The organism is Sphingopyxis macrogoltabida (genome assembly GCF_001307295.1).
In the GTDB taxonomy this organism is placed as follows: Bacteria; Pseudomonadota; Alphaproteobacteria; order Sphingomonadales; family Sphingomonadaceae; genus Sphingopyxis; species Sphingopyxis macrogoltabida_B.
In genome coordinates, this window is the sequence record NZ_CP012700.1 from 2160812 (window position 1) to 2186200 (window position 25389).

The following is a 25389-nucleotide window of genomic DNA, read 5'->3' on the forward strand; positions in this document are numbered from 1 at the left end:
GCAAAGGGGCGGCCTGTACGGGCCGCCCCTTTTTCGTTGGGGGCCGCGTTTACGGCAGGCCCAGCGTCTTCTTCAGGAACATGTCGGAGCGCCGCAGCATATCGGCGCGCGCCGACGAATCGTAAAGCTGGTGATCGAGCCCGGGATAGGTAACCATCTCGACCGGTTTGCCCGCCGCCTTCAGCGCCGCTTCCATCGACCGCGCCTGCGAGATATCGACGTTCAGATCCTGGTCGCCGCTGAACATCAGCACCGGCGCCTTAATCTTCGCCACCTGCTGCACCGGCGAACCCTCGACCAGATGCGGCCCGGTCCCGATGAAGTCGCTAACCAGCCGCGCATTGGTGAAGTTCCGCGCCTTGCCGACGAGTGCCTTGAGGTCGGTTACCGGGGCGATGGCAACCGTCGCCTTGAACAGGTCGGGATCGAGCGCGGCGGACTGCAAAGCCGCATAGCCGCCATAGGACCAGCCGACGACGGCGAGCTTCGCCGGGTCGGCAATCCCTTCCTTCACCAGCCAGCGCCCCGCGTCGTTGACGTCGCCCACCGCGACCCGCCAGCTCCTGAAGCCGTTTTCGACGTACCAGTCGTCGCCATAGCCCGCCGATCCGCGAAAATTGGGCTGGATGACGGCATAGCCCTGCGCCGCATAATATTGCGCCAGCCAGTCGAAACCCCATTCGTCGCGCGCCGAGGGGCCGCCGTGCGGCATCACGATCGCCGGCAGCTTGCGGCCGTCGCTCCCCGGCGGCAAGGTCAGATAGGCGGGAATGGACGTACCGTCGGCGGCCGGATAGCTGACCGGCTTGACCTCGGCCTGCGGCCTTCCTTCGAGGTCCGGGCGCGCCAGCGCAACCTCTCCCAGCTTCCGGCTTGCCTTGTCATAGACATAATAGCGGCCGGGATCGGTATCGCTGCCCGCGAACAGCAGCAGCCGGCTCTCATCGCGGCTCGCATCGATGAAATTGACGATCGGCAGACCCGGCAGCGCCTTCTGCAGCTTCGCCGCCAGCGCGGCATATTCCTCGTCGAACAGCTTATATTCGGGTTTGTCGGTCGTGTAGGACACGCCGATCACCCGGCCCGTCCGCCCGATCCGGATAAATTCGCCGACATCGACGCGGTCGTGCGCGAACAGCAATGTTTCGGGTGCGGTCTCGCCAAGCGTCACGGCATAGGCGGCGCGGCGCCCGTCCTTATTCTTGAAACCATAAGCAAGGTTTCGCTCGGCATTGACCGCCTCGGGATCGAAGGCATCGCCCTCGCTCGTCACCCGCGACAGCGGTTTCCAGTCGCGCGATCCGGGTTTGCGGTAGCTGTAGATCATCAGGTCGCGCATCATCCCCTGCGCGTCGGTCGAACGCACCCCGACAATGCGGACCGCGCCCGTCTCGTCGGCCAGATAGCGCGAAGCGTCGATGCGCGGATTCTCGATACGCCGGACCCGCAGGCTGGCGGTGTCGACCATATCGACGCCGACGCCCTCGGTCACGCTCGCAAGCCGTGTATTCGTCTGCTCTTCCTGACGATATTCGCGGGTCATCACGACCTGACCATTGTCAGCGGCGGGCCAGGCGATGATCTGACCATCGAACTGCCGCAGTCCATAGGCGCTGTTCAGGCTGTTCTGGCCAAGTTGTTTGACGTTGCTGCCATCGGCGCCCACCGCGACCAGCCGCGTGAACGGCAAGACCTGGCCATGACCCGGGTCGGACACGCCATAAAGATAGCACACGATCCGTACGTTCGACGCCCAGTTGCACCAGGCGAGATGCCAGGGCGCGCCGTCGGACTGGAAAACCGGTTTCGGCGCGCCGCCCTCGGTGCTCGCGACGAACAGAACCAGACCGCGATCACGTGCCGGCTGGATGAAAGCGAGCTGCGTTCCGTCGGGCGACATGCTGATGTCGCCGATACTTTCGCGCATGCCGTAAAGCGTTGCGTTGTCGGCCTGCGCCGCCACCGATGCCGGCGACGCGCCCAGCACCGCCAGCACGCCAAGGAAAAACCCGTTTCTCAGCATGATACTCCCCCTGTTGGCGCCATATCTGCCGCCCGGCCGCGATGGAGGCAAGGCCAAATCACCGCCTGCTCGCTTGCGCCCGCCGCCCGGGTCTGGCAGGGTTCGCAACATTATTACAAAGAGGAACGATATGCGCATTTCTTCCACGCTGAAGGTCGCCGGGCTTGCGGGCCTCGCGATGCTTGCCGCCTGCAAACAGGGCGACACCCCCACCGCGGCTCCGGTCATTCCCGACATCGCGCTGCCCGACCTGTCGCTGACCACGTTGCAGGATGTGACGAAGGAACTGTCGTCGGACGCGTTCGAAGGCCGCTCGCCCGGTACCGCGGGCGAGGAAAAGACCGTCGCCTATCTGATCAAGAAGTTCGAGGAAGCGGGGCTGAAGCCCGGCAACAACGGCAAGTGGACGCAGGACGTGCCGCTGGTCGAGATCGCCGCGAAGAACGCGACGCCGCTTTCCTTCACCGGCGGCAAGACGCCGGTCACGCTGCAATATGCGAAGGACTATGTCGGCTTCAGCTATCGCGTCCAGCCGAAGACCGAGATCAAGGACAGCGACGTCGTCTTCGTCGGCTATGGCATCAACGCCCCCGAAAAGGGCTGGAACAACTATGCCGGGCTCGACGTGAAGGGGAAGACCGTCGTCATCCTCGTCAACGACCCCGACTGGCAGACCAAGGAAGCCAAGGGCGAATTCAAAGGCCGCGCGATGACCTATTACGGCCGCTGGACGTATAAATATGAGGAAGCGGCGCGGCAGGGCGCTGCCGCAGCGCTGATCGTCCACGACACCGAACCCGCCGCTTATGGCTGGAACGTCGTCGAATCGAGCAACACCGGTACCCAGTACCTCGCCGACAGCAAGGATGGCGGCGCCAAGGAAACCGTCGCCAACGGCTGGATGCAGCTTGGCAAGGCGAAGGAACTCTTCGCCAGCGCCGGGCAGGATTTCGACAAGCTGCGCGATGCGGCGAAGGTGAAGGGCTTCAAGCCCGTCGCGCTGACCGGCGTCAAAGCGTCGTTCAGCTTCGACAACACGATTTCGAAGAAGATGTCGCGCAACGTCATCGGCGTGCTGCCGGGAACCAAGCGGCCCGACGAATATGTCCTTTACACCGCGCACTGGGATCATCTCGGTCGCTGCCAGCCGGTTGCGGGTGACGACATCTGCAACGGCGCGGTCGACAATGCGACCGGCACCGCCGGTCTCGTGACCCTGGCGCAGGCCTATCAGAAGGCCGGTGCCGCCGACCGGAGCATCGTGTTCCTTGCCGTTACGGCCGAGGAATCGGGCCTGCTCGGGTCGAAATATTATGCCGAAAACCCGGTCTTCCCGCTCGCCCAGACCGTCGGCGGGGTCAACATGGACGCGCTCAATGCGGTGGGTCCGACAAAGGACATCGTCGTGGTCGGTCGCGGCAAGTCCGAGCTCGACGCCTATGTCGAAAAGCTCGCCAAGCTCGACAAGCGCGTGATCAAGGACGAGCCGACCCCCGAAAAGGGCTTCTACTATCGTTCGGACCATTTCAGCTTTGCCAAGCTCGGCGTGCCGATGTTCAACTTCGGCAGCGGCGAGGATCTTGTCACGGGCGGTGTCGAAGCGGGCAAGAAGGGTTCGGAAGATTATGAGAAGAACCGCTATCACGCCCCCGGCGACGAATATGAGGCGATCACTAACTGGGACGGCATGCTCGCCGACCTGCGCCTCTATTATGTCGCGGGCCGGATGCTGGCGATGAGCGATGCATGGCCGAACTGGGCCCCCGGCGACGAATTCCGTGCCGCCCGCGACAAGTCGCGGCCCGCGAAATAGTCTCCCTCGTCATTGCGAGGAGCGAAGCGACGCGGCAATCCAGAGTGGGTGTAAATCGCCCTAGATTGCTTCGCTTCGCTCGCAATGACGAAAGAGGAAAAACATAATGACCCTCACGATGCCCGCCGAATGGGCGCCGCACGAAGCAGTGTGGATCGGCTTTCCGCACCTTGCCGAGGAATGGTCGGGACAGATCGACGCCGGCCGGCGCGACGTCGCCGCTTTCGCCAACGCTGTCCATGACGGCGGCCGCGGCGAGGAGGTGCGGCTGGTCGTCAACGATGCGCGGCAGGCCGATATCGCCGCGGCGCTCGTCGATCCCGGCGTCCGCATCCTGATCCAGCCGCTCGGCGACATCTGGCTGCGCGACACCGGGCCGATCATCGCCGGCACCGGCGCAGCACGCCGCGCGCGCAATTTCGAATTCAACTGGTGGGGCGAGAAATTCGTCATGCCGGGGGATCAGGAAGTCGGCGCGGCGCTCGCTGCCGGATCGGGCCTGCCGGTCGACGATCAGGACTGGGTGCTCGAAGGCGGCGGCATCGACGTCGACGGCACCGGCCTCTGCGTCACCACGGAAGAGTGCCTGCTCAACACGAACCGCAACCCGACGCTGACGCGTGAGGATATCGCGGTGCGGCTCCACCAGTCGCTCGGCATCGACCGGCTGCTCTGGCTCGGGAACGGGCTCACCGGCGACCACACCGACGGCCATGTCGACAATCTCGCGCGCTTCGTCGGCGAAGGACGGCTCGCGCTGCCGGTCGCGGCGGGCGATGACGATCCCAACGCGCATATCTACGCCGACGCGCGCGCGCGGACCAAAGCGTTCGGCGGCGTCGAGATCGTCGACCTCCCCTCGCCCGGTCGCGTCGAGGTGGGCGGCGAAATCGCCGCGGCGAGCTATATGAATTTCTACATCGGCAACAGCGTCGTCGTCGTGCCGACCTATGGCGTCGCCAACGACCACGCCGCGGTCGATGCGCTGGCGGCGCTCTTCCCCAATCGCCGCGCCGTCGGGGTCGATGCGCGTGGGATCATCACTGGTGGCGGCAGCTTCCATTGCTCGAGCCAGCAGCTTCCGGCATAGGGGCGCCATGACCCGCACCATCACCGTCGCCGCGCTGCAGCTTCCCCTGCCCGGTCCCGTCGCGCCGAATATCGACGCGGTCACCGCGCTCGTCGAGGAAGCGGCCGCGAAGGGCGCGCAGGTAATCCTGCCGCCCGAACTTTTCGAGGGGCCCTATTTCTGCCAAGTCGAGGAGGAAGAACTCTTCGCCAGCGCACGCCCGACGACCGAGCACCCCAGCGTCATCGCGATGCAGGCGCTCGCGGCAAAGCTGAAGGTCGCGATCCCGACGAGCTATTTCGAAAAGGACGGGCCGCATTATTACAATACGCTGGCGATGATCGGCCCCGACGGGGAGATCATGGGCATTTACCGCAAGAGCCACATCCCCGACGGCCCGGGCTATGAAGAGAAATATTATTTCCGGCCCGGCAATACCGGGTTCAAGGTCTGGGACGTCTTCGGCACGCGGATCGGCGTCGGCGTCTGCTGGGACCAATGGTATCCCGAATGCGCGCGCGCGATGGCGCTGATGGGCGCCGAACTGCTCTTTTACCCGACCGCGATCGGGTCGGAACCCTATGATGCCGACCTCGACACCAGCCGCATGTGGCGCCGCGCAATGCAGGGTCATGCGGTGTCGAACTGCATGCCGGTGATCGCCGCAAACCGTATCGGCGCCGAGGGCGATGCGACTTTCTATGGCCACAGCTTCATTAGCGACGAATGGGGCGACCTGACGCAGGAGTTCGGGGCCGACGAAACCGGCGTGCTGATCGAAACGATCGACCTCGACCGCGCCGCGAAACACCGCGCCGGCATGGGCTTTTTCCGCGACCGCCGCCCGCAGCTTTACGGGCGCCTCGCCGAGGATATCTAATTCGTGCATCCCCGCGAAGGCGGGGATCCAGAGCAACCAAGCACCATAAAGCTACGTGCTCCCGCCCTCGCGGGAGCACGTAGCTTTTGCTCTATTACGAAGTATCACTCCGCTTCGGTGCTGAGCCCCAGTTCGGGAATGCCGATCGAGCGCCGCCCGCCGAAATCCGAGCGCACGACGATCGCGCCCTGCTTTTCCATATATTCGACGAGGCGGCGGATGCGGCCGGGCGAACGCGTGCCATAGGCGCGGCCGAGCGCGTCGTCGTCGGGGCAGGCGCTGCCCTCCATCGCCGCGCGTGCGATCTGCAGGAAGGGCGCGAGCATGTCGTCGGGAAGCCGCGCCGCGGCGTCGAGCGGCGCGCGCCACCTGGGATCAGCCGGGTCGAACACCCCACCCTTCGCCAGCGCGAAGCGGCGGCGGAACGCCGCAAGGTCGAGCGGCACGCGCCCGATCCTCTGCATCCGGCAGCGCACCGAGAAATCCTGATACAGGAAGGCTTCGGGATGAAAGGCGCAGTCGGGATCGGCGAGCATATCCTCCAGCGTCGCAATGACGATCGCTTCGGCGTCGACCGCGTCCTGCACCGCTTCGACAAGATCGCCGGGCGGTGCGGGGTCCGCCTCGCCCTCCCGTTCGGCAATCCGGCGGATGAGTTCGCTCGCCTCGACGGGCGCCGGTTCGAATGCCGGCGCAGGCGCGGGTGCCAGCTCCATCTCGGCGAACAGCATCGTCCGCATCTCGGCGGTCTCGGCAGCGGGCAGCGGCAGCAGCTCGTGCGTTCCCGATTGCGTCGAGGTGCGCGTCGAGCCGATCCGCACCGATACCGGGCGGCGCGAGATGGCGGGGCCGAGCCCAAGGAAATGACCGCGCTCGAGGTCGCGGATTGTCTCGGCCTGCCGCCGCTCCATGCCGAGCAGGTCGGCGGCGCGCGCCATGTCGATGTCGAGGAAGGTGCGTCCCATCAGGAAATTGCTCGCCTCCGCCGCGACATTTTTCGCGAGCTTGGCGAGCCGCTGCGTCGCGATCGCGCCGGCGAGCCCGCGCTTGCGGCCGCGGCACATCAGGTTCGTCATCGCGGAAAGGCTGGCGCGGCGCACCGTATCGGACACATCGCCCGACGCGCTCGGCGCGAACATCTGCGCTTCGTCGACGACGACCAGCGCCGGAAACCAGTGCGCGCGCGGCGCATCGAACATCGCATTCAGGAACGCGGCGGCGCAGGTCATCTGCGCCTCGATCTCCAGCGTATCGAGCGCGAGGATCACCGACGCGCGATGTTCGCGGATGCGCGCGCCGATCGCCGCGATTTCGCGCTCGTTATAGTCGCCGGCGTTGATCACGACATGGTTGTAGGCGTCGGCAAGCGTAACGAAATCGCCCTCGGGATCGATGATCACCTGCTGCACCAGCCCGGCGCTTTCCTCGAGCAGGCGGCGCAGGAGATGCGATTTCCCCGAGCCCGAATTGCCCTGGACGAGCAGGCGGGTCGCCAGCAGTTCGTGGACGTCGATATGCACCGCCCTGCCCGTGCCGTCGGTCCCGATTTCGATGCTGCTGCTCACGCCGCCGCCCTACCGGTCCGCCTGCTCGATGACAACCGAGTGCGCCGCGCGGCAGCCGAATTTTGCCATCTTGCCAAGCGGCGCCCGAACGCCAAGGAAGGCGCATGGATTTCGACGACCAATTGCGCCGCTATTTCGGCACGACCGACCTCGCCTCGCTGCGTCCGGAAGCGCTGGAGGCTGGCACCGAACGCATGCAGGTCGATTTCGGGCTCGAAACGAACAATGGCCGCCGCTTCGCGCTGTGGACGTTCATGTATATGCTCGGCGCTGCGCCCGACCTCGATGTGGCGTTCAAGGACGAGGCCGAGCGCGATTCGGCGCGCGATTTCATGGACCTCGTCGACCGGGTGCAACCTAAAGACTGACCGTCACGGTCACCATATCGCCCTCGGCCAGCCCCTCGGCCTTGCGCACCGCCGCCTTGACCGGCAGCAGCCAGCCGCCGCTTTCGCGGTGCGGAAACACCGACGTTTTCCACCGCGTATCGCCGATCGCCGCCTCGACCCGCGCCGAGCCGAAGCCCTTGCGCCCGTCGAGCCACTGCCCGCCGATCGCGGCAAGGCGTATGCCGTCGGCGACGTCGCCCGATATGGTCACGAAGAACCACGCCGCGGGCGCCGTCGCGGCCTGCCAGCGCCAGAGCGGCGTCGTGACGGTGAAATCCTCCACCCTGCCCTACTTGGCGGTCACCGCGCGCACCGGCACAGGGATATTGCAGATATCGGCGCCGCCCGCGGGCTTGATGAAGAACGGGTCGCGGCGATTGGCGCGGGCATCGGCGTAACGCGCGAAGCTCTCGCTCTCGGTCGACAGATATTCGAACTTCGGCTGTTCGGCCGCAGGCAAGTCGCTGGCGAGCCGGATCGACACGATCGGCACGCGCTCCTTCTCCTCGGCGTAAAATCCCAGCGCCTCAGTCCCGCGCGGCAGGCTCGACAGATGTTCGATGCCGCTGGTCACCCGGCCGACCAGCGCGATGTTCCGGTCGAGATGACGCGGCGCATGGCCGATGACCGCGTAAAGCTCGGCGCCGCTGCCGGTGTCCGGCGACATGTTGCGCCCCACGCCGACGGCACCGTAGCAATGCGGCGACCAAACCCGGTTGACCGACGCTTGCGGGTCGGCCTTCAGATCGCGTGCCGAAAAGCGACCGAAATCATCGGTGAAGGCGACCGGCCACCCGCCCGAAAAGCCGGTGCCTTTCGCATATGGGTCCGTGCGTCGGATATGCTTCACATCGGGCATGTGGGCGACCGGGCCGCGCCCCACGAGAATATGCTCGGCCTGCACGTCATATTCGCTCTCCGGCACCACCGCCAACCCCTCGGGCAACGGCTTTTTCTCGGTCGCATCGCCCCATTGCGCGACATAATTGTCCTGCACGCGGTTGACGCTCGTCCCGTCCCACCAGTGCGCGGTGGCCAGCTTGCGGATATTGCCAATCCAGCCTTGGCTGAAGGGTGCGGGCATCAACTGGATGACGACGCGCCGCGCCTTGCCGGCAGCATCGGGCGCAAGGTCCATGACCAGCAGGTCAGACGCTGCGATCGCGACCCAATCGCTCGCGGGTGCAGCCGCCGCAATCTCGCCTGGCGACGGAGGCGGCGCCGCATCCTCGGCCAGCGCAGGAACAGCGAACGAAACGGCGGCGGCCGCCAGAAGCATATGTTTCATCGCCCCTGTCTGCCATCGCCATGCGACTTGCGAAACCCCTGCCGAGCGATTAGGGCGCCCTCTCCAGAGCATGCGGAGCGGTGGCCGAGTGGTCGAAGGCGCTCGCCTGGAAAGTGAGTATACGTCAAAAGCGTATCGAGGGTTCGAATCCCTCCCGCTCCGCCATCATCCCGTCTCGCCGGCCGGATCGAAACCGGCGTCAGCCTCCGTCGTCGAGACGCCGAACCGGGCTGATCGTCCGGAAGAAGAGCATCGCGTCGAACGCCCTTGCCGGAACGATCAGGTTTTCGGTGCTGGAATTGACCTGCAGCGACTGTGTCCGCCGCAGCCAGGATCGCGCGACGGGACCGTCCGGTTGCCGGATATCCAGCAGGAAATGATCGGCGCCGACCTTCGCCAGCGCGGCGTCCAGCGTTGCCGGCTTCCCCTCCGGAGCGCCGCCGCGAACCGATCCGCTGGTCCCGATAATCACCAGTTTCTGGCCCAGTGCAGCGCGAAGATGCTCCCCCATCGCGGCGGGCGGGCGCGTATAGACCGACCAGATGCCGCCGCGGGTCCGGCCATTCATGACATGGCCGTTGTGCGCGAAGACGAGAATGCGGCCCGCCGCGCCTTCGCGGTCGATAACCCAGCGAACATTGGCGGCCATTGCGGCGTCGCGCGCGGCGTCGCTTCGATAATCGCCGGGCGACAGATTGCCGTCGGGATCGGGCCTGCCCGATACCGCAAACAGCGTTTCGAGCTGCCGGGCCGCGACCGCATTCTGCCGCGCCCAGTCATAATCGGCCTGCGACGCGGCGGCGATCAGCGCGGCGCGGTGCGCGTCGAAGAAAGCGCCAAGCTCGCCGATCGCCGATCGCAATCGCGCCCGCTCGCGCGCCGGCAGTTCCCGGTATCCGGTCAGGTTGAACCGGCCCGCAAACGGCGCGAGGGACCCGCGAAGCCCCATGGAGTCCGATGGCGCGGCGCGGGCAAGGAACGCCATGGTGGCGTCGAGCGTCCGGCGCGCGTTGCGCCACTCGCCGCTCGCCTCGCCACCGCTCATATCGATGCCGTAGATGCGGATCTTCCGGCCATGCCGGGGATCGGCATTATAGGCACGGACCCACTCCAGCAGCTCGATATTCTCAGGGAAGCGCCAGAAACCCCACGTGAAACCGTGCCGCGCCACGTCGCGCGCGGTTCCACCGCCGCCCGCGGCATAATTATCGAGCGCTCGCGATTCGCTGAGCCCCGTTTCCAGCGCGATTGCCGTGAAACCGCGCTCCTCGACCAGATAACGGAACAGGCAGTTGCGAAAGGCGAGCGGTTCGTGCCCCCCGTGCAAGGGTTCGCCCAGCGCGACGACCGGCGCATCGCCGATGACCTTGCCGGCGGCGTCAAGGCGGGTGCAAAGCGACAGCGGGCTGGCGTTCGCCCGCGCCCATGCGACAAAGGCGGCATCGTCCGCAGCCCGGGCCGGCGCGATCGCCAGAAGCGCGAGCCCGGCTGCGGCGAGCAACCTCACGGCAAATCGATCCGGTACAGCGGCACCCCGCTGAAGATCAGCCGCTGCGCCTGTCCGTCGATGATCGTGTCGAAGGCCAGCCATTCGGGCGCGTGCGCCGGCTCGGCGAAGCGAAAACGGCCCGGCGCCTCTTCGACCAGTTCGGTTGCGAGGCTTGCGTCGGCATAGGCGAAGGTCAGCCGGCCCTTGCGCACGAAGACGCGGACGCTTGGCCCCTCTTCGCCATGCGCGGCATAGCGGCCGACGAGCGGCAGCGCGGCAGCGGGCGCCTCGACAGGCGGCGTGCCTTGCCTCGCGTAGCTCGCGGCGCCGTCGGACACATCGGTTACCGCGCCGGCGGCATCGCGAAAGAACAGGAAGGCGCGGGGGCCGGTCGCGGTCTGGTAGAGCCCCCAGGTCTCCCTCCCGAGGCGGTCGAGCGGTACGGTCTTGTCGCCTTCGACGAGACCGAGCCCGCCCGACATGTCGGCCCGGAATGCAAGCCTGCGTCCCCCTGCCCCTGCGAAGCTGCCCGCAAAGCTGTTCGCGTCCCGCCATGCGGCGGACGCTTGCGGCGTGTGGGGTTCGCCACCCGCCAGCCGCGCGACGATGCGGTCGCGCAATGCCTTGTCGATCGGCCCGTTGCCGAGAAAAACGACCGCGAAGCCGTCCGCCACATGCGCCGAGAGATAGGCCTGGAAACCAGCGATCGACCCGCTGTGCGCGAGCACGCGTCCGCCTTCCAGCACGTCGACGCCATAGCCGTAATCGTCGAGCCCGGGGGTCGCGAAGCGATCGAAGGCAGCGTCGGATATCAGCCGCCCGTTCGGCGTATCCCCGCGTGCCAGCAGCATCCGCGCATAAGCACCCATATCGGCCGCGTCGGACACCACCGCGCCATCGGCCGATAGATAGTCGAACCACGGCGCTTCGGCGAACTTGCCGTCGGGCGTCCGCGCGTAGCTGGTCGCGATCTGCCCGCGCAGCCGGTCGTCGATCTGCGGCGAGGTCGCCGCCATCCCGAGCCGGCCCAGCACGCGCCGTTGCAGGATCAGCGGAAAGGGCTCGCCGTCGATCCGCTCGGCGATATAGCCAAGCAACTGGTATCCCGAGTTCGAATACCAGAAATGTGCGCCCGGGGCGTAGCGCGGCTCGAAACCGTCGAGTGCCTTGATCAGGAAGCGCATCGAGGCGGCATGCGCCAGATAATTGGGGAACCCCGACGTATGCCGCAGCAGCGAATGGCCGGTGATCGGCGTGGATGTCGGTGCCGGGCGAAAATCGGGAAGATAGCGCGCGACCGGCGCGTCGGGGTCGAAGCGCCCTTCGTCGGCCATCTGCATCAGCGCGATCGCGGTGAAGGATTTGGAGATCGACCCGATCGCGAAGCGGGTGTCCGCCGTCACCGGCTGTTTGCGTGCGATATCGGCATAGCCGTGGGTCGCGACGAGCCGCATCCGTTCGCGATCGGTGACCGCGACCACCAACCCATATTCGCTCGGCGCCCCCTCGACCATCGCGCGGACATCGTCGAGTGCCTGCTGCGAAAGCGCGGTCTGGCCGAAAGCCGCACTCGCCAGCCCGAGCATCGAGGCGAGAAACAGGAACAGACGGGTCATGCGAGGCATGCATCCACCAGCCGATCGAATGCCGCCCCGCGCCGCATCGGGTCGGCAACGGGCATGCCCCACTCGATCGACAGTGCCGCCATCGCCGCTTCGGCCTCCTCTGCCCGCAGCCCCACCGTGTTGAGCGAGACCCCCGCACAGCGCACACGCGGATTGGTCAGTCGCGCCTGATCGAGCGTCACCTCGATCGCACGAGCGATCGACGGCAGCGGATAGCCCGTCAGGCCGACGATCCGCTCGCGCCCATGCGCATGGCATAGCACAAGCACGTCGGGCTGCGAGCCATGAAGCAGGCCGAGCGACACGCCGGCATAGGAAGGATGAAAGAGCGACCCCTGCCCCTCGATCACGTCCCAATGCGCGGGATCGGCGTCGGGGCTGAGCAGTTCGGCCGCGCCGGCGACGAAATCGCTCACCACCGCGTCGATGGGGATGCCCGATCCGGCGATCATGATCCCGGTCTGGCCCGTCGCACGAAAATCGGCGGCAAGGCCGCGGGTGCGGAATGCCCCGGTGAGCGCCAGCGCGGTATATTTCTTGCCGAGCGCGCAGTCGGTGCCGACGGTGAGCAGCCGCCTACCGCTGCGACGGCGGCCGGTCGCGATCGGCAGCCCCGGCGGCGGCGAACGGACGTCGATCAGGCGCCGCCCCTCGGCCTCGGCGACGCGCTTCAGGCGCGGATCGTCGGCAAGGCGATCGTGCGCGCCGCTGACGATATCGAGCCCCGCTTCGAGCGCCTCGATCAGGCAGGGAATCCAGCCGGGCCGGATCGCCCCGCCGATCGACGCCGCGGCAAGCACCAGCCCCCGCGCCCCTGCCGCATAGGCCTCGCGCGGCCGCATGACCGGCAGGCCGAGCGAGGCGGCAGCGCCGGCGCATTTATACTCGGCGATACAGAGCCCCGGGGCCCAGTCGATCAGGCCCTGTCCGGTCTTCAGATAGGTGGTGTCGTCGGCGTCGCCGAGAAAGAGGAGATAGGGTTGCGGCAGGTCGATCCGGACGCCCGCGACCGACGGTGCGATATCGATGACGTCGCTCATCGTGCGATCTCCGATTGTATCGGCCGCCCGGGCGAGACACCCTCGACCAGTTCGCCCCCGTCGACCACGAACACACCATTGACCATCACATAGCGAAAACCCTCCGACGGCCGCGCAGCGTCGCCATAGGTCGCCTTCGTCCCGACGGTGGCGGGATCGAACAGGACGATGTCGGCGTCGGCACCGGGCTGGAGCCGCCCCTTGCGCGCCATCGCGGGCACGAAGGACTGCAACCGCTGCGCCGGTGCCAGCGTCATCTTGCGGATCGCTTCGCTCAGCCCGAGCGCCTTGGTCTCGCGCACATAATGGCCGAGCACGCGCGCAAAGGTGCCGGCGGAACGCGGGTGGCCGTTCGGCCCCTCGATCCGGCCGCCGTCGCTCGCGACGATCACCGTCGGGTCGGCGAGCAGCGCGGCGATCGTCGCCTCGCTGTTCATATGCATGATGATGCCGTCATCGCCGCTGCCCGCGCGCAACACGTCGAAGTCGGCCTGCGTCAGCCGCTTGCCGGTCCTGCGCGACTGCAGATCGCCGACGCCGACGCCCCAGCGCTTTTCCCACCCCGGATCGAAGAAATGGCTGCGTACCGCGTCGACCGATCCGCCCCATGGATAGGTTTCGGTCGAGATATCGACGCCGCGTCCGCGCGCGTCGCGCATCAGTGCGACCATCGCCGGCGCCTCTGACATCGCCATGCTGTTGATATGCGCGATATGGACGCAAGCGCCGGTGATCGCCGCATTGGCAATATTTTCCTGCACCGCTTCCAGCGTGCTGTCGGGCTCGACGAGACTGCCGAAGCGGATATGGGTGAAGAGGCAGCTCTTGCTCCGCGCCGCGACACGCGTGACGTCGAGCAGCTCGCGATGTGTGATGCCCGGCGCATATTGCGTGCCGCTGCCGATCCCGATCGCCCCTTCCTCAAGCCCCTGTTCGAGGAGCGATGCGAGTCGCGGATAGGCGGTATCGGCGATCGGCCGGTCGGCTTCGGGCGCCGCGAATTTTTCGGCCGGATCGCGCAGCGCTGCAAGGCCCGCCTCCCCCTCGCCCTTCTGGAGATAATAGCGGACGGCGGTATGCCCGACGCTGGTGCCATAGTTCAGCAACTCGCGGCCGCGCTTCGCCTGATACCAGTCGGCCACCGGCCAGGTCCCGATCTCCAGCTCGAGCCGCGTCGTCACCCCGTCCCTGACCTGATAGGTGGCCGCCTCGCGCGTCGTTGCGTGCGAGTGGAGGTCGATGAAACCCGGCGCCGCAACCAGCCCGCGCGCGTCGATCATCCGCCTCCCGTCGAGCCTGGCCGCGGTCACGGCGACGATCCGGTCGCCGTCAACCGCAACGTTGCGGATGGCGTCGAGCCCCGTTTCGGGATCGATCGCGCGCGCGCCGGTAAAGACGATGTCGTGGACCGGCTGGGCACGCGCGCCGGTTGCCGAGAGGGCGGCCGCCAGCAGCATCGCCCCGCGCACTATCATCGCCGTCCGGCCGCCAGCCATGACGATCAGAAGTTCGCGCGCAGCGAAACCGTCACGCTCCGCGGTTCACCGACGACATTGCCGTAAAACAGCGTCTGATAATTGTTCACGAAATAATGCTTGTCGAACAGGTTCTTGACGTTGAGCTGGACACGGAAACGCTCGAAATCATAGCCCGCCGACACGTCGGCCAATACATAGGACGGCAGGTCGCGGGTCGCGCGGTCGATGTCGGTCTTCACCGAATCGACATAGCGGATGCCGCCCCCGACGAAAGCGCCGCCGCCGAATTCATAGCTGGTGTAGAGGCTCGCCGTGCTCTTGGGCAGAAAGGCGACCGTCTTGCCGATCAGCGTCGGATCGTCATCCTCGCGGATTGTCGGATCGAGGATGGCGAGCCCGGCGTTGACCTGCCAGCCCTTCACAACCTCGCCGACCGCCTGCAATTCGAAGCCGCGGTGCCGCACCTTGCCGACCGGCGAATAGCGATCGATCAGGTCGATGGTCTGGTCGTAGCGCGCCTGATTGGCCTGCCGGACGTCGAAGACTGCCGCGGTGAGCAACAGCCGCCGGTCGGGCGACACATATTTGACCCCGGCTTCATATTGCTCGCCGGTCAGCGGCGGCAGCACGTCGCCGACCGCGTCGATGAACAACTGCGGCTGGAAGGATTCGCTGTACGACAGATAGAAATTGAGGCCCTGGACTGGCTCCAGTGTCGCGGCGAGGCGCAGGCTGGTCTGGCTGTCGCCGCTGAAATCCTCCCACGGCGCCGTGCCCGACTGCTTGCTCACATCGGGCTTGGCCCAGCTGATGCCGCCGAGCAGCGTCAGCGGCTCCGCGACCTTGATGTTCGCCTGCGTCGACAGGGTCAAATAGCGGAGTCGGCGATTGAGGCTGTAATCGAAGATCCCGGGATAGGTCCGCGTGTTGAACAGCGCCTCGATCGCGTCGACGCCGTCGAAAATGTTCGCGACATCGCCTTCCGGCATATCGGGGATCGTCCCGGCCTGCTTCGTGTCGTAATGCTGATAATTGGCAGCGACGGTGACGAAGCTGTCGGCCAGCCCGAGGTCGTCGAGCTTGTACACTGCCGAAAGTCCGGCACTGAACGCCTTGGTCACGCTTTTGGTGATGTTGTTGATCGCGAGGAAGAAGTCGCCATTGTCTTCGAGCCCGAAGCCGAACCCGCTCTCTCCCGTCGTGTTCGAACGGAGATAGTTGAGCTTCAAGCTGACCGACAGCGCCTCCGACGCCTCCCAGTCCAGCCCGCCGTTCACGCGCACGACCGGGGTCACAAGGTCGAAATCGCCCGACCCGATGAAGAAGGACCGGCCGACCGGCGCCGGCGATCCGTCGGGAAAGGTCGGGATGCCGTCGAACGAGGTACGCCGATAGCGTTCGTAGCCGCCATGGATATAGCCGGTGAGGCCGGGCGTCAGCTCGGCATCGATCCCGGCGTAGAGCACCGTCTTCGTCGAATCGACGCGCTGCATGAAACTGCCCGCCTCTTCGTGGGCGGCGATACCAATGACATTTACCGTGCCCGCCGCGTTCAGCGAAGCGGCGACCTGCCCCTCGATCCGCCAGCGATCCCACGAACCGCCGAGCAGTTCGATATGCGAAGGCGTGTTCGCTTTCGCGCTCTTGGTCACCTGATTGATGATGCCGCCGGGATTGGCAGCGCCATAGACCACCGACGTCGGGCCCTTGACGATTTCGAGCCGTTCGAGCGTCGCGAAGTCGGGCTCGTAATCGAGCGCGCCGACGTTCAGCCCGTCGATCGCATTGCCGGCGGCAAAGCCGCGCAGCTTGACGATCGACGCGGTGCCGCCCGGATTGCCGTCGAACAGCGCGCCTGGCGTATATTGCGCAACATCGCCCAGCGAGCGGACATCGGTCGCGTCCATGAAGTCTTCGCTGACGAGGCTGATCGACTGCGGGACCTTCTCGATCGGCACCGGAAGCCCGGTCGTGCCGCTGGTGTCCTCGGCAAGGTAGCGATAGCCGCTGACGACGATCGCATCGCCTTGGCCGCCTTTGTCACCCGCTTCCTGCGCATAGGCGCCCGTGGCTGCGAGCGCCGCCTGCATCGCCAGCGCCCCTGCTGCCAGCCGCAGCCGTGTGCGGCCCGATCCAACCCGATACCCGTTCCGGCAAAGTCCGTTCATTGCCCATTCCCCTCAAACGACCAGTGATCATCGAACGGCCCCATTTCGCGAGATGCGGGGCCGGTGTGACTTAATTAAAAGTGATTTGACATATTTCTGTCAATTGATAGTTTTGACAAAATTACTAACATATGCCGAAGGAAATCGGGACATGAGCGACCAGAACACCGATCGGCCAGCGATCCCCAACGTGCCGCTGCTCCAGCGGCTGCAGGCCGATCTCGAACATTATTCACCGGCCGAACGCGCGATCGCGGCCTATATCCTCGGCCATTATGCGACGCTGGCGTTCGAGACGGCGCTTTCGCTGGCCGACAAGGTAGGGGTCGCCGAAATCACCATCGGCCGCTTTGCCCGCCGGCTCGGCTATCGCAACTTCAAGGCGCTGAAGAATGAACTGAAGGACAATAGCGAAGAAGGTTTTCCCTGGTTGATGGGCGACCAGCTCGCCGAGTTCGTCGAATCGGGCGATGCCGGGGACGAAAGCGAAACGAGCATCCAGCGCGAAATGAAGTCGCTGATCGAAGTTTACAGGCTTGCCGAGACCCCGCAATTCGCGAAGGCGGTCGAACTGCTCGCCCGGTCGCAGCGCGTCCAGATCGCGGGATTCCAGACCGAACGCGGGATTGCGATGCTGCTCGCCAACCATCTGCAATTCATGCGCGACGGGGTCGGCCTGGTCGACCTCAGCGCGGGCAATTATGCCGACGTATTCGCCGCCGACGAGACCGACCGCTGCCTCGTCGTCATCGATATCCGGCGCTATTCGCGCCAATCCTATCTGCTCGCCGAGCAAGCGAGCCAGCAGGGCATCCCGCTGATCGTCCTCACCGACCTGTTCTGCGACTGGGCGCCGCGGTTTACGCCGCATGTGCTGGCCGTGCCGACGCAGACGGGGATGTTCTGGAGTTCGCCCGTCGCGCTCGTCTGCGCGGTCAATCTGCTCGTCAACAGCGTGATCAAGACGATCGGGACGCGCGTCGAACAGCGGCTCGAAAGGCTGACACAGCTCCATCAGGCGTTCACCGGCTATGCCGGGCATCAGCCGCCGCGGCCGAAATTGTCCTGACCACGGACCATTGCGCCGCATGGATTGACGCCGCCCGCGCTGCCGACTAGGGGGCGGCCATACATCAAGAGTCGGGCCGACGCCTGACACCAACCTGCTCCCGAGCAAGGTGGTACCCCGTCAACGACGGGGGATGTGGCCGGACCGGCAAAAAACGGGACCATCAGCCGCACCTGCGTCGAACCGCTTCTCGATATTTCGAAAGGGAGTTCGACATGACAGGAAAGCCGCAACAATTCGCCAGCGATAATTATGCCGGTATCTGCCCCGAAGCCTGGGCGGCGACGGCCGCCGCCAATGACGGTTCGGCGCGGGCCTATGGCGACGATATATGGACGCAGCGCGCCGCGGACGCGTTCCGCACGCTGTTCGAGACGAAGTGCGAAGTGTTTTTCGCCTTCAACGGCACCGCCGCCAATTCGCTCGCGCTCGCCGCGCTTTGCCAATCCTATCACAGCGTGATCTGTTCCTCGTCGGCGCATGTCGAAACCGACGAGTGCGGCGCGCCCGAATTTTTCTCCAACGGGTCGAAACTGCTCGTCGCGCAAACCCCCGACGGAAAACTGAACCCCGAGGCGATCCGCGCCCTCGCCTGCGGCCGGTCGGATATTCACTTCCCCAAGCCGCGCGTGGTGACGATCACCCAGCCGACCGAGACCGGGCAGGTTTATTCTATCGACGAAATCAGCGCGATCTCGGCGACGTGCCGCGAACTGGGGCTGAAGCTGCATATGGATGGCGCCCGCTTCGCGCATGCCTGCGCGACGCTCGGCTGCACACCCGCGGACATTACGTGGCGCGCCGGAGTCGATGTCCTGTGCTTCGGCGGCACGAAGAACGGCATGGCGGCAGGCGAGGCGATCATCTTCTTCGACACGAGCCTCGCGACCGATTTCGACTACCGGTGCAAGCAGGCGGGACAGCTTGCCTCGAAGATGCGCTTCCTGTCGGCGCCGTGGATCGGGCTGCTCGAAAGCGGCGCCTGGCTGGGCAACGCCCGCCACGCCAATGATTGCGCCGCCAGCCTCGCGACAACGATCGCCGGTCTCCCCGGCGTCCGGCTCGCCTTCCCCGTCGAGGCCAATTCGGTGTTCCTCAGCGCTCCCGACACGGTGCTCGACGGGCTGCGCGAGCGCGGCTGGCTGTTCTACACCTTCATCGGCGGCAGCGCCCGCTTCATGTTCGCGTGGGATTCGGACATCGCGGTGGTCCGGGCGCTGGGACAGGATATCGTCGAACTGTGCGCGCCCGCGGCCGGAATGCCGCCGGCACCACAATCGAGCTATGGCTGATCGAGGGTCGCGAGCTTGCCCGCGCGGATGTCCTTCTTCAGCACCTTGCCGACCTTCGAGCGCGGCAGGTCGTCCCAGATCTCGAGCTCTTTCGGCGCCTTGACGCTGCCGATCGCCGCCTTGACGTGGGCGATGATCGCTTGCGGATCGGCGCTCTGCCCCGCGCGAAGCTGGACGACCGCGCAGACGCGCTCGCCCCATTTGTCGTCGGGCAGGCCGAACACCGCGCCGTCCTGCACCGCCGGATGCGCCAGCAATGCCTGTTCGACCTCGGCCGAATAGACGTTGAAGCCGCCGGTGATGATCATGTCCTTGGCGCGGTCGACGATGAACAGGAAATTGTCGGGATCCAGATAGCCGATGTCGCCTGTGCGGTGCCAGCCGTCCACGGTCGCTTCGGCGGTCGCGGCGGGATTCTTGTAATAGCCGTCCATCACCAGCGAACCGCGCACGACGATTTCGCCGCGCTCGCCCTTCGGAACCGGATGGCCCCCGCCGTCCAGAATGGCGACCTGCACCAGCGGCCCCGGCCGGCCGGCCGACGACAGGCGATAGCGCGCGATCGTTCCGTCGGGATTGAAATGATCCTTCGGTGCCATCATCGAGATCATCATCGGCGCTTCCGTCTGGCCGAAAAGCTGCGCCACCACGGGACCGAGCTTGCCGATCGCCTCTTCGAGCCGCGCCGCCGATATCGGCGCCGCGCCGTACCAGAAACATTGCAGCGAAGAGAGGTCGGTTGCCGCGAGGTCGGGATGGTCGAGCAGCATGTAAATCAGCGTCGGCGGCAGAAAGGTATGCGTTGCCCGGTGCCGCGCCGCGAGCGCCAGAAATTGCCCGATATCGGGATAGGGCATGATCACGATCTCGCCGCCATGCGCCATGATCGGGAAAGCAAGCACGCCCGCCGCATGGGTGAGCGGCGCCATCGCGAGATAGACCGGCCGCCCCTCGAACGGATAACCCATCAGGGTGAGCGCGGTCATCGCTTCCAGATTGCGGTTCGTCAGCATGACGCCCTTGGGATGCCCGGTCGTACCGCCGGTGCCGGGGATCATCGCCAGATCGCTGACGGGCGCCGCCGTGAATGGGGTGTCGGGGGCGCCCGCCAGCCACTCGTCGAGCGACGGAGCGAAGGGCTGTTCGGCATCGAGGCAGACAAGCAGCTCGAGCTTGGGCAGATCCTTCCTGAGCACATCGACCAGTTCGGCGAATTTGCTGTGGAAAAACAAGGCCGCGCAGTCGAAATTGTCGAGCACATAGGCGTTCTCGGCGGCTTCGTTGCGCGGGTTAATCGGACACCAGACAGCGGCGGCGCGCGAGATGGCAAAGACACAGGCGAAAGCGGCCGGATCGTTGCCCGACAGGATCGCGACATGTTTGCCGGGGCTGATCCCCGACGCGTGGAGCCCGCGCGCAACATGGTGCGTCAACGCCTGCACCTCGCCATAGGACAGGCTTTCGCCGTCCATCGTCAGGCAGGGCGCATCGGCGCCGAGCGATGCCCCCTTGTCGAGCCAGTCGACCAGCCGCATCAGGCCTTCTCCTCAGTCGTGGACCGTGACGATCGGTTTCAGCACCAGTCCGAACTGGCGCATCGCCCCGAATATCTCGCGATGCCCGAACGCCTGGCAGGCCGAAGCGAAGCCGGCGCGGCGCGGCGGCTGTTGCAGCAGGTTCGCCGCACACCACGCCTGCATCAGCCCGGTCTGCTTGTAATTGCAGTTGCCGTGGATCAGCACATGCACGCGGCCGAGAGGCCCCGAGGCGTAGACCGAATCGATGCTGGTGTTGAGCCGCGGATTTTCGCGCGGCGGCATGTCGCCCTGTACCGATTCCGCCATTTTCGACAGCGCCGCTTCCTGCTCGGCGAAGGGCAGCGGCTTGATGTCGGTATCGATCATCTTCGTCATGTTGACGACATTGTCCATGACCTCGCGCGCGAACACGCCGCCATAGACCTTGACCGTCGAAACGCGCGGGTCGTCCTTGAACCAGATCGGGTGCGAGGTGCCGCCCCACGGCAGGGTCAGCGCTGTAGCATGCTGGCCCGGCACCTGGCATTCGGTTGCGGTCAGGGTCGGCCACTGAACATATTTATTGTTTTCAAGATAATACCAGTCGGCCTTCAGAATCGTGAAGATCGTCTGGACCGAGGCATAGGTCGGGAACCCCTTCCACAGGACGAGCATGTCGAGCGTGTCGAGCCCGGGCATCGTCTCCAGCGCGATGTTCGCCGCGATCTCACCGGCCGTGTACATCTGCGCGACGCAGGGCGACAGCAGCAGGCCCTTTTTGGCAAAGGCGTCGCCCCATTTTTCCTGCGCCAACAGCATCCAGTCCTGCTCGCCGGTGGTGTCGAGATAATGGACGCCCGCGGCAAGGCACGCCTCGACCGTTTCGGGCCCATATTTGATGAACGGCCCGACCATGTTGCACACGACCTTCGCGTCCTTGAACAGCTTGGTCAGCGCCTTGACGCTATGGTCGACCTCCGCGACCTCATAATCGGCGGTTTCGATGCCGGGGATCTTGTCCATCACCTCCTGCACGCGCTTCGCGTCGCGCCCGGCCGCGATGAACGGGATGCCGAGTTCGCGCAGATATTCGCAGACGAGGCGGCCGGTGTAGCCCGAGGCGCCATAGACGATGACAGGTTTCTTCTTGCTCATAACCCCGATCCCTCTTTCATTGATTTCATTGGTCAAATTGCGGTGTAGCCACCGTCGACGATCAGCTCGCTGCCGCACATGTACGCCGCGTCGTCGCTGGCGAGGAACAGCAGCGGCCGCGCAATCTCGCGCGTCGTCGCCATGCGGCCCAGCGGAATGGCGGCGGCGGTCGCGGCGGCAAAGCCCGCCGCCTCCTCTCCGAGCGCCCCAACCGCATCGGCGACCAGCTTGGTCTCGCAATAGCCGGGGTGCAGCGAGTTGATCCGCACCGGCCAGCCATTGCGCGCGCAATCGACCGCGACCGCCTTGGTCAGCATCGCGACCCCGGCCTTGCTGGCGTTATAGGCGGGGAAGAGCGGCTCGGCGACGTTCGCCGCGATCGACGCGACGTTGACGATCACCCCGCCCCGCTCCTTCATCGCCGCGATCCCGACGCGAACGCCGAGGAACACGCTCTCGAGGTTGACCGCCATCAAGCGCTGCCATTCGGCGATATCGGTATCGACGACCGATTTCAGAAACCCCATGCCCGCGTTGTTGACGAGAATGTCGAGTTTGCCCTCGCGCGCCACGACCTCGGCGACCAGCGCTTCCCACGCGGTCTCGTCGGCGACGTCCTGACGGCGCGCCTCTGCCTTCAGCCCCTCGGCGCGGATTGCGCCAGCCGCGTGTTCCGCTTCTTCGGCATCGATATCGGTGATCGTCACCGATGCGCCCTCGCGCGCAAACTCCTGCGCGGCCGCGAGGCCTATCCCTCGCGCTGCGCCCGTGATCAGTACGCTCTTGCCCGTAAATCGCATCATGCGACGCTCCTCTCGTAAATATCGGGATCGGGAACGACGGGCGGGAGGGGGTGCCCGCCGTTCCCTGCTCCGGAGGTTCAGAAACTGAACGTCGCTTCGACGCCGTAAGTGCGCGGCGTGCCGCGGTTCAGATAATCGAGCCCGAAGACATCGATATTGAGGCCGTAGGTGTAGTAATATTTGTTGGTCAGGTTCTTGACCCACGCGCTGACCGACAGATTGTCGTTGGCCTTATAGGTCAGGCGGCTGTTGAAGAGCCAGTAACCCGGATTGCCGCAGGTAAAGGCAACGCCGGCAGGGCGGACGGCGCCGGGGGCGCCGGGCTTGTCGCACGGATCAAGCCCGTAGTCGCCAAAGGCATCGAAATAATATTTGCCCATATAGCTGGCGTCGCCGCGCAGCGTCAGCTTGCTGTCGCCGCGCTCGAAGATATCCCAGTCGAAGCCCGCGTTGAAGGTGACCTTCGGCGCATTCGGGAAGGGATTGCCGTTGACGTTCCGCGTGAACTGCGTCGCGGGATCGGCCGGGTCGACAACATTGCCCTTATATTTGCTGTTGAGGTAACCGAAGGATGCGTTGAGCTGAAGGCCGTCGGCTGGCGCGACGGTCAGTTCGGCCTCGCCGCCCCAGACGCGGCCGTTGGCGCTGCGGGTGAAGGTGGTCGCACCGACGACCTGCGTCGTCTGCTGGTTCGAATAGTCGTAATAGAAGCCCGCAAGGTTGAGCTGGACGCGGCGGTCGAGGAACTGGGTCTTCAAACCGCCTTCATAAGCGTTCACCTTTTCGGGCTTGATATAATAGACTTGGTTCGTGCCCTGATACGCGAGACCGTTATAGCTGCCGCTGCGATAGCCGCGGCTGTACTGGATGTAGCCCATGACATCGTCGGTGAACTTGTAGCTGATATTGGCGCGGCCGGTCAGACGGTTCGCCTTTTCCTGCAGGTTCATCGTCGGCAGGTCGGGGTCGTAGGGGAAGGCATAGGGGATCAGGTTGACCACCGGCGTCACGCCATCGAGGGCGTAGATGATCGTGCTGCCGTTCCGGAACTTCACCTTGTCCATCGTGTAACGCAGGCCGATCGCGACCGTCAGCTGGTCGGTCGCCTTCCATGTGAGGTCGCCGTAGATCGCCTTCGACGGCCGCTGCACATCGAACTTCTGCTCGCCCAGGATCGGGCCAAACGGGCCGGCGCCAGCGGCGAGGCACCCTTGATAATAGGCACCGCCAGCGGGGAAATTGCCCGAATTGTTGATCGCGGCATCGGTCTGGTACGCGACCAGCGTCCGCGCATCGAAAAAGCCGTTCGGATTGACGACGACGGGATCGCAAAAGCCCGCCGAGCCCGGGGTCAGGGTCGGATCGAGCGCAAACGCAGGGAGCACGCGGATCGAGTCCGGCGTCCCGATCGGGGCGTTGTTGTAACCGCCGGGAACCCCCAGCCCCAGCAGCATCGGCCTCAGCGCACCGAAGAAGTCGGGCTCGTTCCGCGTCTTGATGGTGTCCTTGCCATAATAGAGCCCGCCGACGAAATCGATGTTGTCGTCGGAGTAGTTCAGGCGGAGATCCTGGTTGAAATTCTTGCTGGTGCTGTTGAACCGGATCGAGCAGACGTCCAGCGGCGAACCGTCGCAGTCGTTGGGCGAGATGCTGTATTTGCCCGTGTCATAGCCGGTGATCGAGGTCAGCGTGAAATAGTCATTGAGTTCCAGCTCGATGTTGAGCGCGACCCCCTTCGACGAGGAGAGCGACTTGCCGCCCTGATCGGCGGAGACCTCGTTCTTGCCGAGCGCGCGGCCGCCGTTCTGCGCGGGATTGAAGCGCGAATAGCCGACGATATCCTCGCCGTTCGCGAACTGGCCGATCGAATAGGCGTTCGCCGTCCAGGGATCGTCCTTCGCCGCATAGGCTTTCAGGTTGATGTCGAGGGTGTCGGTCGGCTTCCAGCGCAACGAAATACGGCCGGCCATCGAATCGGTGGTGGCCACATGGCGATCCTGCGCCGGATTATATTGCCAGCCGTCGCCCTTCGCGACCGTCCCCGCGATGCGTATGCCGAGGACGTCGGGGATCAACGTCTTTTCGAAACCGCCCTCGACCGTCTTGGTGTCGTAATTGGCGTAGCCGATGGTGAAATAGCCCTCGTCTTCGCCCAGCTTCGGTTTCCGGGTGAAGAAGCTGATCGCGCCGCCGGTGGTATTGCGGCCATAGAGCGTGCCCTGCGGACCGCGCAGCACCTCGACGCGGTCGATATCGTAAAGCTGCCCGCCATGGCTGGCGCGGAAGCTCTGATAGACCTCGTCGACATAGACGCCGACCGGCGACGCGGTGGATGCGGAGAATTCGTTCGCCACCGAAATCCCGCGCAGCGAGAAGTTCGGCTGGGTCTTGCCGTAGGGGGTCGAGATCTGGAGGCTCGGCACCGCACCCATCAGGTCGGAGGTTTCGTTGATGCCCCGCGCCGCGAGCGCATCGCCGCCGATCGCCGACACCGCCGCGGGAACATCCTGCAACCTCTGTTCGCGCTTCTGCGCGGTCACGACGATCTCGGCGATCCCGCCGCTCTCCGTCCCGGTGGCTTCGGGAGCCACGGGCGCCTCTTGGGCCGATGCGGCGTCATGCCATCCCATCAGCATCGTGGTCGACAGGCAGGTTGCCAGAAAAGCTTTGTTGGTCACGCCTTCTCTCCCGTGGTTGGAGGCCCGTTCTGTGCAAGGCCTTCGTCG

Annotated in this window: 19 protein-coding genes, 1 tRNA gene and 1 riboswitch; of the genes, 7 read left to right on the forward strand and 13 right to left on the reverse strand. The window is 65.4% G+C overall.

The genetic code is table 11. From position 1 onward, the window contains the following. Nucleotides 1–49 precede the first annotated feature (49 nt). On the reverse strand, nucleotides 50–2023 hold the full coding sequence (locus AN936_RS10260; protein WP_054588067.1) for an alpha/beta hydrolase family protein: 1974 nt from the start codon (nucleotides 2021–2023) through the stop codon (nucleotides 50–52). Nucleotides 2024–2153: 130 nt separating this feature from the next. On the opposite strand from AN936_RS10260, the gene AN936_RS10265 reads away from it, so the two are divergent. The 3 genes from AN936_RS10265 to aguB all read left to right on the forward strand — a co-directional run bounded on the left by AN936_RS10265 (nucleotide 2154) and on the right by aguB (nucleotide 5785). Continuing rightward, on the forward strand, nucleotides 2154–3836 hold the full coding sequence (locus AN936_RS10265; RefSeq protein WP_054588068.1) for a M28 family metallopeptidase: 1683 nt from the start codon (nucleotides 2154–2156) through the stop codon (nucleotides 3834–3836). Nucleotides 3837–3942: 106 nt separating this feature from the next. Next, nucleotides 3943–4926 (forward strand): agmatine deiminase family protein, encoded by a 984-nt coding sequence (locus AN936_RS10270; protein WP_054588069.1) that lies wholly within the window; start codon nucleotides 3943–3945, stop codon nucleotides 4924–4926. Between the two features lie 7 nt (nucleotides 4927–4933). Continuing rightward, complete coding sequence (gene aguB / locus AN936_RS10275; RefSeq protein WP_054588070.1) at nucleotides 4934–5785, forward strand: N-carbamoylputrescine amidase; 852 nt, start codon at nucleotides 4934–4936, stop codon at nucleotides 5783–5785. Between the two features lie 104 nt (nucleotides 5786–5889). On the opposite strand, the gene AN936_RS10280 is transcribed toward aguB, so the two are convergent. Further along, nucleotides 5890–7350 (reverse strand): ATP-binding protein, encoded by a 1461-nt coding sequence (locus AN936_RS10280; RefSeq protein WP_054588071.1) that lies wholly within the window; start codon nucleotides 7348–7350, stop codon nucleotides 5890–5892. A 104-nt stretch (nucleotides 7351–7454) separates the two neighbouring features. Between AN936_RS10280 and AN936_RS10285 the strand changes: the two genes are divergently transcribed. Continuing rightward, nucleotides 7455–7718 carry a hypothetical protein gene (locus AN936_RS10285; protein WP_054588072.1) on the forward strand — a complete coding sequence of 88 codons (264 nt, stop codon included), beginning with the start codon at nucleotides 7455–7457 and terminating at the stop codon, nucleotides 7716–7718. On the opposite strand, the gene AN936_RS10290 is transcribed toward AN936_RS10285, so the two are convergent. Together AN936_RS10290 and AN936_RS10295 are read right to left on the reverse strand one after the other, a co-directional pair. Further along, the gene (locus AN936_RS10290; RefSeq protein ID WP_054588073.1) at nucleotides 7708–8022 is read right to left on the reverse strand and encodes a DUF1905 domain-containing protein; all 315 of its coding nucleotides are present in this window, start codon (nucleotides 8020–8022) and stop codon (nucleotides 7708–7710) included. The genes AN936_RS10285 and AN936_RS10290 overlap by 11 nt on opposite strands. 6 nt (nucleotides 8023–8028) lie before the next feature. Continuing rightward, the gene (locus AN936_RS10295) at nucleotides 8029–9027 is read right to left on the reverse strand and encodes a peptidylprolyl isomerase (protein ID WP_054588074.1); all 999 of its coding nucleotides are present in this window, start codon (nucleotides 9025–9027) and stop codon (nucleotides 8029–8031) included. A gap of 74 nt (nucleotides 9028–9101) precedes the next feature. Between AN936_RS10295 and AN936_RS10300 the strand changes: the two genes are divergently transcribed. Beyond that, nucleotides 9102–9192 (forward strand) — tRNA-Ser (locus AN936_RS10300). A gap of 34 nt (nucleotides 9193–9226) precedes the next feature. On the opposite strand, the gene AN936_RS10305 is transcribed toward AN936_RS10300, so the two are convergent. The 5 genes from AN936_RS10305 to AN936_RS10325 are packed head-to-tail and all read right to left on the reverse strand — an operon-like array spanning nucleotide 9227 to nucleotide 16827. Next, on the reverse strand, nucleotides 9227–10534 hold the full coding sequence (locus AN936_RS10305; protein ID WP_054588075.1) for an erythromycin esterase family protein: 1308 nt from the start codon (nucleotides 10532–10534) through the stop codon (nucleotides 9227–9229). After that, nucleotides 10531–12132 carry a serine hydrolase domain-containing protein gene (locus tag AN936_RS10310; RefSeq protein ID WP_234715803.1) on the reverse strand — a complete coding sequence of 534 codons (1602 nt, stop codon included), beginning with the start codon at nucleotides 12130–12132 and terminating at the stop codon, nucleotides 10531–10533. Before AN936_RS10310 ends, AN936_RS10305 begins: the two co-directional genes overlap by 4 nt. Next, nucleotides 12129–13181: a DUF1611 domain-containing protein gene (locus tag AN936_RS10315; protein ID WP_054588077.1), complete on the reverse strand. Its 1053-nt coding sequence runs from the start codon at nucleotides 13179–13181 to the stop codon at nucleotides 12129–12131. The genes AN936_RS10310 and AN936_RS10315 overlap by 4 nt, the downstream gene beginning before the upstream one ends. Beyond that, a complete protein-coding gene (locus AN936_RS10320) occupies nucleotides 13178–14677 on the reverse strand; it encodes an amidohydrolase family protein (protein WP_234715804.1) in 1500 nt (499 codons plus the stop codon). The genes AN936_RS10315 and AN936_RS10320 overlap by 4 nt, the downstream gene beginning before the upstream one ends. Nucleotides 14678–14682: 5 nt before the next feature. Next, nucleotides 14683–16827 (reverse strand): TonB-dependent siderophore receptor, encoded by a 2145-nt coding sequence (locus AN936_RS10325; protein WP_054588078.1) that lies wholly within the window; start codon nucleotides 16825–16827, stop codon nucleotides 14683–14685. Nucleotides 16828–16978: 151 nt separating this feature from the next. Here AN936_RS10325 and AN936_RS10330 point away from each other — a divergent pair, with 151 nt between their 5' ends. Together AN936_RS10330 and AN936_RS10335 are read left to right on the forward strand one after the other, a co-directional pair. Next, entirely contained in the window at nucleotides 16979–17896 is a 918-nt protein-coding gene (locus AN936_RS10330; protein ID WP_054588079.1) for a MurR/RpiR family transcriptional regulator, read from the forward strand. Nucleotides 17897–17952: 56 nt separating this feature from the next. Next, nucleotides 17953–18061, forward strand: a riboswitch (SAM-I-IV-variant riboswitch). Between the two features lie 50 nt (nucleotides 18062–18111). Next, nucleotides 18112–19188: a threonine aldolase family protein gene (locus tag AN936_RS10335; RefSeq protein ID WP_054588080.1), complete on the forward strand. Its 1077-nt coding sequence runs from the start codon at nucleotides 18112–18114 to the stop codon at nucleotides 19186–19188. Here AN936_RS10335 and AN936_RS10340 read toward each other — a convergent pair. From AN936_RS10340 to AN936_RS10355, 4 genes are all read right to left on the reverse strand, one after another. Continuing rightward, nucleotides 19179–20723 (reverse strand): acyl-CoA synthetase, encoded by a 1545-nt coding sequence (locus tag AN936_RS10340; RefSeq protein WP_054588081.1) that lies wholly within the window; start codon nucleotides 20721–20723, stop codon nucleotides 19179–19181. The two genes, AN936_RS10335 and AN936_RS10340, sit on opposite strands and share 10 nt — an antisense overlap. 12 nt (nucleotides 20724–20735) lie before the next feature. Next, nucleotides 20736–21860, reverse strand: a complete 1125-nt coding sequence (locus tag AN936_RS10345) for a DUF5938 domain-containing protein (RefSeq protein ID WP_054588082.1) — start codon at nucleotides 21858–21860, stop codon at nucleotides 20736–20738. A 32-nt stretch (nucleotides 21861–21892) separates the two neighbouring features. Then, the gene (locus AN936_RS10350) at nucleotides 21893–22663 is read right to left on the reverse strand and encodes an SDR family NAD(P)-dependent oxidoreductase (RefSeq protein WP_054588083.1); all 771 of its coding nucleotides are present in this window, start codon (nucleotides 22661–22663) and stop codon (nucleotides 21893–21895) included. 77 nt (nucleotides 22664–22740) lie between these two features. Beyond that, nucleotides 22741–25341 carry a TonB-dependent receptor gene (locus AN936_RS10355; protein WP_234715805.1) on the reverse strand — a complete coding sequence of 867 codons (2601 nt, stop codon included), beginning with the start codon at nucleotides 25339–25341 and terminating at the stop codon, nucleotides 22741–22743. Between the last annotated feature and the right edge of the window lie 48 nt (nucleotides 25342–25389).

Excerpts from the sequence above, each read along its gene's own strand:
- AN936_RS10270 (WP_054588069.1), top strand. The coding sequence starts at position 3,943 with ATGACCCTCACGATGCCCGCCGAATGGGCGCCGCACGAAGCAGTGTGG.
- AN936_RS10310 (WP_234715803.1), bottom strand. The coding sequence starts at position 12,132 with ATGACCCGTCTGTTCCTGTTTCTCGCCTCGATGCTCGGGCTGGCGAGT.
- AN936_RS10260 (WP_054588067.1), bottom strand. The coding sequence starts at position 2,023 with ATGCTGAGAAACGGGTTTTTCCTTGGCGTGCTGGCGGTGCTGGGCGCG.
- AN936_RS10345 (WP_054588082.1), bottom strand. The coding sequence starts at position 21,860 with ATGAGCAAGAAGAAACCTGTCATCGTCTATGGCGCCTCGGGCTACACC.
- AN936_RS10320 (WP_234715804.1), bottom strand. The coding sequence starts at position 14,677 with ATGGCTGGCGGCCGGACGGCGATGATAGTGCGCGGGGCGATGCTGCTG.
- AN936_RS10315 (WP_054588077.1), bottom strand. The coding sequence starts at position 13,181 with ATGAGCGACGTCATCGATATCGCACCGTCGGTCGCGGGCGTCCGGATC.
- AN936_RS10335 (WP_054588080.1), top strand. The coding sequence starts at position 18,112 with ATGACAGGAAAGCCGCAACAATTCGCCAGCGATAATTATGCCGGTATC.
- AN936_RS10295 (WP_054588074.1), bottom strand. The coding sequence starts at position 9,027 with ATGAAACATATGCTTCTGGCGGCCGCCGCCGTTTCGTTCGCTGTTCCT.
- AN936_RS10325 (WP_054588078.1), bottom strand. The coding sequence starts at position 16,827 with ATGAACGGACTTTGCCGGAACGGGTATCGGGTTGGATCGGGCCGCACA.
- AN936_RS10285 (WP_054588072.1), top strand. The coding sequence starts at position 7,455 with ATGGATTTCGACGACCAATTGCGCCGCTATTTCGGCACGACCGACCTC.
- AN936_RS10340 (WP_054588081.1), bottom strand. The coding sequence starts at position 20,723 with ATGCGGCTGGTCGACTGGCTCGACAAGGGGGCATCGCTCGGCGCCGAT.
- aguB (WP_054588070.1), top strand. The coding sequence starts at position 4,934 with ATGACCCGCACCATCACCGTCGCCGCGCTGCAGCTTCCCCTGCCCGGT.
- AN936_RS10330 (WP_054588079.1), top strand. The coding sequence starts at position 16,979 with ATGAGCGACCAGAACACCGATCGGCCAGCGATCCCCAACGTGCCGCTG.
- AN936_RS10265 (WP_054588068.1), top strand. The coding sequence starts at position 2,154 with ATGCGCATTTCTTCCACGCTGAAGGTCGCCGGGCTTGCGGGCCTCGCG.
- AN936_RS10350 (WP_054588083.1), bottom strand. The coding sequence starts at position 22,663 with ATGATGCGATTTACGGGCAAGAGCGTACTGATCACGGGCGCAGCGCGA.